This window comes from Priestia megaterium (assembly GCF_046599315.1).
In the GTDB taxonomy this organism is placed as follows: domain Bacteria; phylum Bacillota; class Bacilli; order Bacillales; family Bacillaceae_H; genus Priestia; species Priestia megaterium_F.
The window spans coordinates 33474-45704 of the sequence record NZ_JBKIKC010000015.1; the positions used below are offsets into that span (position 1 = coordinate 33474).

The following is a 12231-nucleotide window of genomic DNA, read 5'->3' on the forward strand; positions in this document are numbered from 1 at the left end:
GTTAAACTTTTTGCACGAGACCCCTCATTTATTTAAAATATTCATAATAAAATGATGATAACTGTACTATCAAACTACTTTTAAGAATTATTATTAATAGTTAAGGGGCTGATTTCTACTAAATAATATAGAAAAATCTATTATTTAGTGCTTACTGAAATTACCTACTCATCTTTATTCGTATTATCGTATTAATGGGAGGAAGAGGGATGCATCATAATGATCGGAAAAGGAAATGGAGCGAAATTTCCAAATCAATTCCATATTCTCTTTTAGATGTAAAAAATGAATTAAAGAAAAAAAGCAAAAATAAACAAACTTCCGTTAAAATGTCTCAATTAACGGAGGAGGAAACTATGCTAATTTATGAAATTAAAGAACTAACAAGACAACTCAATAAAAATAATATTACAAGAACACGTGCCTATTATCATTTTTACCTAAGGTACCCGGAAATACAATGGGCGCTACTTGGACACATGGTATCGCGTAACGGTGGTTGGAGTATGACGGATTTAAAAGGTGAGTTATATACAAGACTATTGTCCGAAAAGGATCAATTCACCTTCTTCTCTTTTTTAGAAAGAGGAAACTGGTTAATTTTTCAAGACGTTTATCCCCAATTTTTATTGTATGAACAAAGTATTAAAAAATCTAAAAATATGTTTCATCTTCTACCACTTCTCAACGTATCAACGTTTATGGAAACGATGTGGAATCATTTTTGGAGAACAGGCAATCAATATACATTAGCCATTGCAATTATCATTAATGAACAAAGCTATTTAGAAAAAAGAGTTATTCAAAATGCACTCTTTAAAAAGAAAATACTAAATAGTGTTGGATTCAAATTTTTTGATTTTTTTCGTTTTAATCATATCCTCTTTCCATTCTATGAAGATCATACTAAACAAAAAATATTACTATTTGGCGATACAATAACACATTTTACTTCCTTGCATGAAAGAATTCTGCTAGGTAAACGATTATACTCCCTATTGTTTCGCAATGAAAGTACCTTATTGAAAGTAATAAATTGGGCTTATGATCACCCACATACTGGTTCGCGAAGAGACTATTGTCCCCATTTGTTTTCTGATATTAATGAATCACTTTCACGTGATTTTTATAAACGTCGTACAAAAAAATGTAAACTAAGAAAAGATGCGAATCGTTTATATAGTCCATCATTAATATACGCATGGAAAGATTTTAATCATGAGGAGGCGGAAAAAGGGGACTGGTTTGATGACTGGTATATCGTGGATTATTTAATCGATAAGGGAGAAAATACAAATGGAGAGATTTATGATGAGTATTGCAAAACACTTGAAAAAATTGAACTTGCAATCCTGGCAAAAAAAAATGTCCTTCTCAGAGAAGAAGAAAGAGAAGAGTAACCATTTAGCATTTGTAATCACCATCATTTTCTCTTGTTTCTTGGGAACGTATTTAGATCTACTATTTGTTAGTAAAAAAATGTATACCTTCCCAATGCGCCCGTTCCCGGATATATTTACAGTCAATATCATTTTTCTATTTTTGGTATTGCCAATTTTCGTTGCTTTCTTTTTACAGATTTCAAAAACGTTATTCGCATTTTCAAGAACCCTGTTTATCATTTTAATTGGGCTTTGTGCAAGTATATTTGAACAATTCGCTGATAATTTAGGTTGGTTCACCCATAGCGAAGCATGGCATCATTCCTATTCTCTCTTTGGGTACATGATTTTTATGTTTCTTATGTGGAGGATTTATAGTTGGTTTCAATAAAAGGCACAGTACAAGAAACCTAGTAAGTTGAGAGACAATGATACTATTATTTTGAAAAATGGATAATCGATATAGAAAAGGTGAATGAGTTTATTCAAGTGGAAATATTGTCATTTGGATATTCAATTGTTAATAGTGAGGTGTTACCTGCGGTACAAGCTCAAATTTTGCGATTTAGTGGATATACTGGAATATTGAAGGATAAGATTACTTATATAATGATTAAACGTTTGCTGCATCAATATGTTCCTACGCTAGAGGGAAAAGAAAAACATCGTCTTAAGACAAAGGATGAATCGTGAGAAGTTGATGAAACACATACTAAAGTAAAAGAGCAATAGATGTAATTATAGAGGAGCATACCATTGGCCTTTATCTATGTGAGTTAAGAGAGAAATTCCAAATATATTTCCTTAGCCTCCAACTATAAAGTCAATTTTCCACCATGATAACAATAATAAGTCTCTGCTTTAAGATTTTTAATCTTTCTTAAAGACTGTTCGGCTTCCTTAATATTTAAACAAAAGTATGGATTAGCGATAGATAATTCATGATTCTCATTAACAGCTGCATCACCCGTAATTACACTCTTTAAACTTGGAAAATATAATGAAATATGTCCGGAAGTATGCCCTGGTGTTGCTACTACTCTACATTTGTTATTTAAAATCATATCGCCATCAAGTACCTTTTCATCAATAGAAACATGCTTTAAAGTCTTTAATTGCTGTATAAACCATTTACCAAATTCAATTTCTTCATTTGACATAGTTTTGAGCATTTCTTCGGCTTGAATCAACCTTTCTGACTTCATCGCACCACTTATGTATTTTGATTCGATTTCACTAGCAATAATATTGACCCAAGGATACTTTTCTTTGAAGGCATATAAGGAACCTATATGGTCATCATCATAATGAGTAATGATTATATTCTTTAACTCCTTTATTTCATATCCTTTTTTTGAGATTTCTTTACTAATTAAAGTTAAAAAACCTGTATACCCTGTATCGACTAAGGTTAGTTCATTATTCAATATAATTAGGCTAGGATAAATGTGATTTTTTTGTCCATTAAATTCAAATTCAATTGGTAGTTCTACTATTTTCACTTTTCTCCCTCCATACTACCCATTTGTGAACCATTGGATAATCGAATATACTCTACACCCACTTTTCGTCTTTTTCTTTCTTTTCTAATCCTTATTAATTATATCACCGTTTTTTATGTTAATTTCACATTTCAATTAGATATTGAAATTCTTTTTACTTTTTCTAATCATTATAGTCACCCTAAAATTTACCTTAAAATCACATTAAAAATAGATGAAATTAGTAGAAATTTATAAATTAAGTGGTATAGTAACATCTAAATAAGCTCTCTAAGAAAAAAACTTTATTATAAATTAGCTCTATATTAGATTGATAAAGACAGGAGTAATTGTAATGAAAAAATTGACCTTGATTTTTGTATTAATATTTGCAATAGCTTTACCAAATGTTGCTCAGGCAAAGGGATTTAGTGGTCATAGTTCTTTCAGTCACAGTTCTTCGTTCAGTTCTCATTCAGGTAGGGGCACATATTCGAGTGGAACTTATCATTCTGGATATAAGTCTCCGTCAAGCAACGTTACAAGAACGCCATCACGTTCTAGCTCTCACATGACATATAACCAGACCCCGCCTTCACGAGCAAAAAGTATACTGACTCATGCTGCAGCTTTTGGAACAGGTGCTTTTTTAGGCCATATGCTTCATCCATTTGGAGGAAATTATAATGGTACATATGGAAATAATACTTCAAATGGATTTTCTTTTTTAGGAATTCTTGTAGATATACTTGTGATTTTAGTCATCATTTGGGTAATTAAAAACATCTTTACAAGAAGAAGATATTAAGGAGAAATTTAAAATGGAAGTACTATTTAACGAACAAGATCTTGTGGATAGCATTTGTATTTATATTGCCCTGAAAGAAAGAATTGAACCTGAACAGGTAGAAGTAGATTTGGAGTTTCATCCTTCTCTGGGGCTTACTGCTTCTACCTTAGGATTAGGACGTACAGCGCGATTGCATGAACAAGACATTATTGATGCTGTTGCAGTATATTTACAGGACTATCATCAATTCGTCGCTGATCATTTACAAATTAATTTATCCTTTTCTGAAAAGGATGGATTTATTGCATCTATCCAAGTATTAAATAATTAGTAATTAGTTTTCACACGAAACTTCCGGACATTTGTATACTGGAACCAATAGGTTCTCTAATTACATTTTTAATTCATTATAAAAAGATATAAATGTAAAATAAAAAGAAGCCTTAGTCTTTATATAACAGGGCTTCTTTTTGATGAGTTTCTTCTATAATTATAGTTTTTTATTAAGATACAGATTTAAGTTTCTCTGTTAAACGTAAAAAAGCTTCTTTATCCTTATTCCTTAAGGAATGATCAATTTCTTCGATTATCTTACTTCTTTTGAAGTTGTTCATCATTTGATTCAGAAATAATTCAGCCAATATTTCATCACGTAAATTTGGATCAACTCGATCCATTCCGTTAATAATGTTATTTTCCATTGAAAATCAACTCCTTTACCTTTTCTCTTTTTCAAACAGCATTGACCTTTTTGCCGTTTTATATACGAGATTGATAGATAAAATGAGACATCTAATAATATTTAACCCATGTATTTACAACCCTCTTACTATTCTGATTTTTATTTCATACTTATAAATCCTGAAGGAAGTACAAACACTATTTTATTTATTTGTTGAAGAAAATCTACAAACTAACTTTTAAGAATATAGGTTCTAACAATCACGTTTAACGACGGCAAATCACTAGCTTAATCTTTTTTACATTATTATACTATTTTTTAATTATAATCCTATTTTTCTATCAGAAACGTTCGCAAAGTGTATGGTTTTTAGAAGGCGTTCGTAATTTATTTTGAAACTTAAACGAACGATAAAAATGATAAATTTTCTATACAAAAGAAAAGTCCGTAAACGTATACTTTTATGAACGTTATAATTCTCTAATTTATGGAATATCTAGAATGTGGTAAATTTAAACAGAAGGTTGATAATGTACTTGGTTATATATCTAATCAAGAATTAGGGAGGGCATATACATGAAGAAAGTGTTGGTCTTTATTACAGATGGTTTTGCCGATTGGGAGGCCAGTTATGTGACAGCTGAGTTAAATAAACCGGAAGCAGGATTCCAAGTTCAAACAATTGCGATTGACAAAAACCCTAAAGTTTCAATGGGAGGATTGACTGTTCTTCCGGATTACGACTTACAGGACTTTTCTCTTAAATCGGAATTTTCCATGTTAATTATTCCTGGGGGAACTGGATGGAGAGAAAAGAAAAACCATCAGGTAGAGAAGCTTGTGAGTTTTTGTTTTGGACATAACATTCCCGTTGCAGCAATTTGTGATGCAACTACCTTTTTAGGGAATTATGGGTTTCTTGATAACTATAAACATACAGGCAATTCATTACCTTATTTAAAAGAAGGAGCACCTAATTATCGAGGGGATAAAGAGTATATAGATAAACAATCTGTTAATGATGGATGTCTAATTACAGCTAATGGAAGTGGTGCACTAGAATTTTCGAGAGACATTTTAAATAAATTAGATGTTTTAAAAGGAAAAGAACTAGAAGAATGGTACGATTTATTTAAAAATGGCTTTATTAAAAAATAGTTTCATAAATGTCTGGGTAATGATTAATAGTTTTTTCTCTTTAAAGGTATTGAATAAAGGGAGAAAAACATAAAAAACCTGCATTTAATATGCAGAGAAACGCTCTCTGAGAAACTTAACTTTCATTTTACATATGACAGATCAGACAGATCATTCGATGCAAATTTCAGTGCTTTAGAAATTTTTGATTTCTTGCTATCGTTACAATTCATTAACCAAAACTCATTTTCAGAAAGAAAACACTATATAAAATTAATTATTAGTAAAAATAAAGAGACTACATTGCTAAGGTGTAGTCTCAATAGGTAGGACAATTTCAAAAATAGTTCCTTCCCCATTATTGCTATAAGCTTTAATAACTCCTCTATGTTGATCTATAATTTGTTTAGCTATAGACAATCCTAATCCATTTCCTCCTGTTTTTCTATTCCGGGATTTTTCTCCACGATATAATGGCGTAAATATATGAGGAATCTCGCTAGGTGAAATTCCAATACCGTTATCTTTTACAATTATTCTGCAATATTCTCCGTTTAATGTTGTAACCGTGACACATACTTTTCCTTTAATAGGAGTATACCTTATAGCATTTCCTATTATGTTTTCTAAAGCTCTAGATAAGAGATACTGATCTCCATTTATAATTATAACCTCTTCACTATTATAATTAGATTGTAAGCTTATCTCTTTTGTTAAAGCTGCTGGATAGAATCCTTTAACCGTAACATCAACTATATTAATTATATTGATTTCTTTAAATTTAGGATTAGGTTCAATATAATTAACAGTAGTAAAAGTATGTAAATCATTAATCAGTTCATTTAAAATGTTTGCTTTTTTATAACTAATATCAACATATTTATTAATCTTTTCCGGCGTATTGGCTACTCCTTTTTTTATTCCTTCCAAGCACCCACGAATAGAAAAAAGAGGAGTCCTTAAATCATGTATGATAGAGGATATAAAAATTTTTCTTTCCTTTTCCATCTCATTCTGCTTATCTAGAGACTCTTTTAAAGTTTCCTGCATAATTATTATAGCTTCAGAAAGTTGATTTATTTCCTTTACTGGAGTATGGGGTACATTAAAATTAAAATTTTGTTTACTTACTGAGTCAGTAGCTTTCCTGAATTCCTTCAATGGAAAAAGTATTTTTCTTTTAATAAACCTTATACTAATAAATAAAATTAAAACAAAGGTAGATAACCAAATGAACGCTCCTCCCCATTCATTTATTACATAAGATATCCATCTATTAGGGGTATGTTTCATCTCAAAAGTACGATTATCTTGTACATAGGCTACGCCTAGTAGCTCGCCATTAGAATAAACCTTATATTCTTCCAAGAAACTTGACAGTTCCACCTTAGTTTTTGGGATATCTGAGTTTAATTCATACTTATTAGAATTGTTAATGTTAGAAAATATTTGCTGTTGTTTCCGATCTATTAGCCTTATTTTAATTCCTAATGTACTAGTTTTTTCATTAATTGACCTCTGCCATGATAAATTATTCCATTGTTTTACATCATCTAAAACATACTTCTTCATCCATGTATCTAAGTTATCCAATTCCCCATTCTTATAGGGAGAGTAAAAATCTTCATACAGATGAACGGTTAATCTTGTAATAAGCAAAGGAATGACTAAAAATAAAATTAAAAAGATTAAGGCCCATTTCTTTATAGATAATTGAAAATTAGTCACCTGAAACTCCTTCTGCTTTATAACCTATTCCCCACACTGTAGATATTTTAAAATCATTTGTTTTTTCCTCAATTTTATCTCTTAATTTACCAATATAGACTCTCACACTATGAAAATCTCCTTGGTTATAGCCCCAGATTTTCTCAATAATTTGGTCATATGTAAAAACTTGATTAGGATTAGTCAAAAAAAGCTTGATAAGATCGAATTCTTTCGCTGTTAGGGTAACTTCTTCATCCCGTATAAATAAAGATCGTGTCAGTGTGTTCAATTCTAGACTTTTAAACCGTATAACTTCGTTTGTTTTATTTTTTAATTGATTATTAAAATTATTTAGTCTTCTTTCAATTGCCTTAATTCTTGCCACTATTTCCCCTGGAGTAGCATCTTTTACAATATAATCATCTGCTCCAATGTTTAATCCTCTAATTTTATCCGTATCGCTTTGTAAAGCACTGAGGAAAATAATTGGCATACTATACAATTCCCTTAAGCTTTTACAGAGGGAAAAACCCGACTCTTCTGGCATCATGATATCTAACAATATAAAGTTAATATCTACTTCAGAAAGAATTTCCCGTGTCTTTTTTCCATTTGCAGCTTTATAGACTTTATAGCCTTCAATACTTAGAAAATCCTCCAACAGCTCAGCTATTTCTTCCTCATCATCTACAATTAAAACATTTTTATCCATAATAGATTCTCCTCATTATTAAAATACACTTAATTATAACAATAAATTCTTTTGATGTTTATTTTTGTTAATTTTGATACTTTTTTGATATTTATTGGATAATATTTTTAGATTTTTTTCTTAAAATAAATCCTATAAGGAGAGGATTAAATATGAAAACTATATTAAGTGTTGAAGATATTACTAAAATATACGGTAAAGATTCTAATGAATTTTACGCATTAAAAGATGTAAGTGTGACAGTAAAAGAAGGCGAATTTCTAGCCATTATGGGGACTAGTGGTTCTGGAAAGTCTACTTTGTTAAATATGATGTCTGGTCTAGAAAAGCCCACTACAGGTGAAGTAATTTTGGGTGGTCAAAAGATTAACGATTTAAATGATTCTGCTTTAACAACTTTAAGAAGGGATAATATAGGGTTTATATTTCAATTTTTTAATTTAATACCTGTTCTTACAGCTTTAGAAAATGTTAATTTACCCATCGATCTTGCAGGAAAAAGAAAAACAGAACCAAAAGGAAAAGAAATTTTAAAACTTTTAGGAATTAGTCAACTAAGAGATTCATACCCTTCTCAACTGTCTGGTGGTCAGCAACAACGTGTTGCAATAGCACGGGCATTAGTGACAGAACCTAAAATTATATTAGCTGATGAACCAACTGGAAGTTTAGACTCTAAAACAGGAAAAGAAATTTTAAATATATTGAGACATTTTTGTGATAATTTAAATCATTCCTTAGTCATGGTTACTCATGATGCGAATGTAGCATCATACGCACATAGAGTGATTTTTTTACAGGATGGAGTAATTCAAGACGAATTACTATTAAAGAATAAAAATTTATCTGCTAAAGAAAAAGTTACTAAAATAACTGAAAGAGTGGAAGGTATTTCATTATGAGTTTAATTTTCTCTTTAGCAAAAAGCTTTCTTAAATCACGAAAAAGCAGAACGTTATTGTCTATTATAGGAATTTCAATTGGCTTCATGTTACTTATTTCTTCTAATATACTGATGAGTACTCTGGAAAAATCAAATGAGAACATAGTTGAAGAGAAATACGGTAATTATGACTTAATAGTGGGTTATCAAAGATCTACTTTATTTTTAAATAGTAGTGATGTAGACAAAATCAATAAATTTGAAAATGTTCAACGAACCAGCCCATTTCTTTATCCATATATCGGTAAAGGTAACCCCTATAAAAAAGAAATGGAACTTCAGCCAATGTATGTGGGATTAAAAAATGATTCTTTATCAAAAGAGCATGAACTCACAAAGCTATCTTCAGGTCATCTACCTGGAAAATCTGAAGTGGCTATTCCATATAGCTGGGCTAAAGCAAAGAATTTAAAAATTGGTTCTAAATTAACTTTTCCATTTCCACCAAATGGAGAGAAAACCGTACGTGTCTCAGGAATTATGAAGAAAAGTGAATATCTTCACTCAGTTGTTTTATTCCAATATGATTGGTTATCTAAAGCTACTTCTCAGGATAATCATGTTACAACATTAATGATTAAATTAAATGACTGGCATGTGAAAGGACAAGTAATAAATCAAGTGAAAGAGATTGATCCTAAATTTTTTATTGATAGACAAATAAAGATGGATAAAGAGCGCAAGCAATTAGGAGGACTAAAACCTGTCGTTCAAGGGTTAAATATAGCTGTATTGATTGGAAGTGCCCTTTTGTTAATTAGCACGTTGCAAATGTCGATTCAAGAAAAGAAAAAGGAATTAGCTACTCTAAGGTTATTAGGGGCAAAGAAGATACAAATAGCATGGTTAGTGATTTCTGAGTCAATAATTATTGCAATTTTATCTGCTATACTAGGTGTCATTTTTGGCATAGGAATCTCTTTTATTCTAAAGGGTGTAATAACAAAAGTGAGTGGAATATCAGTACAACATATTTATATTGAATGGACTTCCATTATGTATAGCACGTTATGGGGTATTCTTATAACAATAGTAGCAAGTACAACCCCTGCAACTTTAGCCAGTAAATTATCTCCTATGCAAGCATATAGACAATCCATTGGCACAGAACGTAAAACAAGGGTTGCTTTACCTTTTATTAGCGTTTGTTTAGTTTTCTTATCTATTGCTCTAAGCTTTTTTAATTATGTAAAAATCCATGATCCTAAGATCTATATACTTTCGGCTGCCATATTAATCTTGTCTATATTTTTTGGTATTTCTTTCTTGTTAAGATGTACTGTTAAAATATTATCTTTTATAATCAAACCTTTTTTAAAACAATATAGTTTATTAGCAAGTCGTAATACGATTAGGCAGTTACGAAGAAGCGTACAAATAGCAGGTGTAATAATGCTAGGTGTCATTATAAGTATTGTTGGAATAAATGTTTTAACTACTGTTAGAGATACAACGGAGAAATCAATACAAACGAAATATCCTCTAAGCCATGTAATTGATTCTAATTCAGAGTATGACGAACTTGGATTACCGTTAACGTTTTATAAGCAAGTAGACAGCATTCCTGGGATAAAAACAGTCCCAGTTTATAAAGATATTACTGTATTTACTCAAAATTTTAATGAAGCTAATCTTAAAAGGAATTCAAACCTTATGTTGTACAATGTAAATAAAAGAACAGAAGTCCTGACAGGTTTACAAGGTGTAGACTTTAATAAAATTAAGGACAGCCTACCATTAAAAGTCACTAAAGGAAGTATAAATGTAAACCAATTGAATCAAGGTGGAATAGTCATAACAGATTATGGTTCTAAAGTGTTAGGATATAAATTGGGAGACTACATCAAAGTTATACAGGATACTGAATTAAATTTTAAAGAAGATACATTTGAATATAAAGATGGAAAATCTAAAGGGCAAGTAGTTAGTCTAAAAGTAGTTGGCATTATAAAAGATTACCCTATGCAAGAAGGTCCTGATATAGGTATCTATACTTCACCTGAATTTATAAAAAAACGTTTTAATGTAGATAGTATAAATGAAGTCTATTATAAAATACTTGATAAAAAATCTAAAAATAACATAGAAAATAAGGTTGAAGCTTTAATCGGAAATCAGCCTTCATCTAAAGTTATATTATACAACCGTCAAACTGAATTGGAGACGTTATATAACCAATTTAATCAAAGGGTTGTTATTTTATTATCATGTGTGTTGTTGATTTGTTTGTTAGCAATGATAGGCCTAATGAACAGTATGGCAAGTAGTCTTCAAGAACGCTCACGAGAGTTTGCTACAATTCGTGCTTTAGGAAGTAAAACTAAAAATATAGTTCGTTTGACATTAGTAGAGGGAGCACTGGTAACATTAGGTGGTGGAATCCTAGGAGTTCTTTTCGGATCTGTATTATTAAACCAACTATTGTTGTCACTTGATCATAATAGTGTTACTCTCCCTTGGAAGATGATATTAATTTGTTTGATCACTACTCCTATGATGGGTTTAATTGCAACCTTAATTCCAGCTTATTATTTGTCAAAGAAAGACATTTTAAAGGAATTGTCTGATTAATAATACAGACCAATCATGATTAACTGGTTTGTGGCTGATTAAATTCAATAATATATGTTGGATTGATATGATTTCTATTATTTTAGGGCTTATGATTTCACTAATTGCCTTTGAAGTCATCGAAAGCATGCTGTGAAAAGATGAAAGTAAAAAGCTATCTCATGGAATGAGATAGCTTTTTCAGTAAGTGGTAATTAACTTACTAATCGATTTGTAAATCATAAATAATTTGGATAATAAAGTAAAGTGTTTTTGTTCTATTGCATATGTATAAAACATGCGCTTTTTATACATTTTTTTCTCGTTCGTCTCCTACTAAAGCGTTGGTATGTCAAAGATGTATAAAAGGCTGCATATCCGATAAAAGTCATCCTACTCCGAACCCTTATCCTGCATGGGTTCATTTTTTGCTTGGTTCCTTGAAGAGGTATTATGTAAACTTAATTTGTATATCTTATACATAATATTTAAAAGTAAAATAAGGTGTATTATGTTAAAATATAACTATATTTACTTTTTTTATTATTGGTGGTGAAATAGATGGATAATCGAAGCTTAGGATTACTTCTAGTAAGTACAGGAACAATCTTTTTAATTTTAACTTTAACATTACATATAGTTGGATTATTATATGGTGTTATCTTAGGTAGCAGCATATTATTAAATGTTTTAGGTTCAGGCATCCTTATGAAATTTGTAGCCGATCAAAAGCTTGCTAACTTGTAGAGACCTTATAAATCAAGGTCTCTTTTTTATTCCTAGAATTTTGATTATGTTAACTACCTCTGTATATCACATACATTCAATATTAGATTAGATATAA

General features: G+C 30.4%; 12 protein-coding genes. 8 read left to right on the forward strand and 4 right to left on the reverse strand.

Annotation, left to right across the window (positions count from 1 at the left end; genetic code table 11):
* Window positions 1-209: 209 nt before the first annotated feature.
* Both ACLHDF_RS26160 and ACLHDF_RS26165 read left to right on the forward strand, forming a co-directional pair.
* Window positions 210-1400: a DUF2515 family protein gene (locus tag ACLHDF_RS26160; RefSeq protein ID WP_413921460.1), complete on the forward strand. Its 1191-nt coding sequence runs from the start codon at window positions 210-212 to the stop codon at window positions 1398-1400.
* Window positions 1366-1773 carry a CBO0543 family protein gene (locus ACLHDF_RS26165; protein ID WP_413921533.1) on the forward strand — a complete coding sequence of 136 codons (408 nt, stop codon included), beginning with the start codon at window positions 1366-1368 and terminating at the stop codon, window positions 1771-1773. The genes ACLHDF_RS26160 and ACLHDF_RS26165 overlap by 35 nt, the downstream gene beginning before the upstream one ends.
* Window positions 1774-2197: 424 nt before the next feature.
* On the opposite strand, the gene ACLHDF_RS26170 is transcribed toward ACLHDF_RS26165, so the two are convergent.
* Window positions 2198-2884: an MBL fold metallo-hydrolase gene (locus tag ACLHDF_RS26170; RefSeq protein WP_413921461.1), complete on the reverse strand. Its 687-nt coding sequence runs from the start codon at window positions 2882-2884 to the stop codon at window positions 2198-2200.
* Between the two features lie 334 nt (window positions 2885-3218).
* Between ACLHDF_RS26170 and ACLHDF_RS26175 the strand changes: the two genes are divergently transcribed.
* Together ACLHDF_RS26175 and ACLHDF_RS26180 are read left to right on the forward strand one after the other, a co-directional pair.
* Window positions 3219-3671: a hypothetical protein gene (locus ACLHDF_RS26175; protein WP_413921462.1), complete on the forward strand. Its 453-nt coding sequence runs from the start codon at window positions 3219-3221 to the stop codon at window positions 3669-3671.
* A 13-nt stretch (window positions 3672-3684) separates the two neighbouring features.
* On the forward strand, window positions 3685-3984 hold the full coding sequence (locus ACLHDF_RS26180) for a DUF2653 family protein (RefSeq protein WP_413921463.1): 300 nt from the start codon (window positions 3685-3687) through the stop codon (window positions 3982-3984).
* Between the two features lie 172 nt (window positions 3985-4156).
* Here ACLHDF_RS26180 and ACLHDF_RS26185 read toward each other — a convergent pair whose 3' ends face one another.
* Window positions 4157-4354 carry an IDEAL domain-containing protein gene (locus tag ACLHDF_RS26185; RefSeq protein ID WP_413921464.1) on the reverse strand — a complete coding sequence of 66 codons (198 nt, stop codon included), beginning with the start codon at window positions 4352-4354 and terminating at the stop codon, window positions 4157-4159.
* Window positions 4355-4911: 557 nt separating this feature from the next.
* Here ACLHDF_RS26185 and ACLHDF_RS26190 point away from each other — a divergent pair.
* A complete protein-coding gene (locus ACLHDF_RS26190; protein ID WP_413921465.1) occupies window positions 4912-5493 on the forward strand; it encodes a type 1 glutamine amidotransferase family protein in 582 nt (193 codons plus the stop codon).
* 285 nt (window positions 5494-5778) lie between these two features.
* Here the strand turns inward: ACLHDF_RS26190 and ACLHDF_RS26195 are convergent, their stop codons facing one another.
* Window positions 5779-7200: a sensor histidine kinase gene (locus tag ACLHDF_RS26195; protein ID WP_413921466.1), complete on the reverse strand. Its 1422-nt coding sequence runs from the start codon at window positions 7198-7200 to the stop codon at window positions 5779-5781.
* Window positions 7193-7894 (reverse strand): response regulator transcription factor, encoded by a 702-nt coding sequence (locus ACLHDF_RS26200; protein WP_413921467.1) that lies wholly within the window; start codon window positions 7892-7894, stop codon window positions 7193-7195. The genes ACLHDF_RS26195 and ACLHDF_RS26200 overlap by 8 nt, the downstream gene beginning before the upstream one ends.
* 152 nt (window positions 7895-8046) lie before the next feature.
* Here ACLHDF_RS26200 and ACLHDF_RS26205 point away from each other — a divergent pair, with 152 nt between their 5' ends.
* The 3 genes from ACLHDF_RS26205 to ACLHDF_RS26215 all read left to right on the forward strand — a co-directional run bounded on the left by ACLHDF_RS26205 (window position 8047) and on the right by ACLHDF_RS26215 (window position 12134).
* Window positions 8047-8796, forward strand: coding sequence for an ABC transporter ATP-binding protein (locus tag ACLHDF_RS26205; protein ID WP_413921468.1), 750 nt, complete (start codon window positions 8047-8049; stop codon window positions 8794-8796).
* Window positions 8793-11408, forward strand: a complete 2616-nt coding sequence (locus tag ACLHDF_RS26210) for an ABC transporter permease (RefSeq protein WP_413921469.1) — start codon at window positions 8793-8795, stop codon at window positions 11406-11408. The genes ACLHDF_RS26205 and ACLHDF_RS26210 overlap by 4 nt, the downstream gene beginning before the upstream one ends.
* Window positions 11409-11948: 540 nt before the next feature.
* Window positions 11949-12134: a hypothetical protein gene (locus ACLHDF_RS26215; protein ID WP_413921470.1), complete on the forward strand. Its 186-nt coding sequence runs from the start codon at window positions 11949-11951 to the stop codon at window positions 12132-12134.
* Window positions 12135-12231 lie beyond the last annotated feature (97 nt).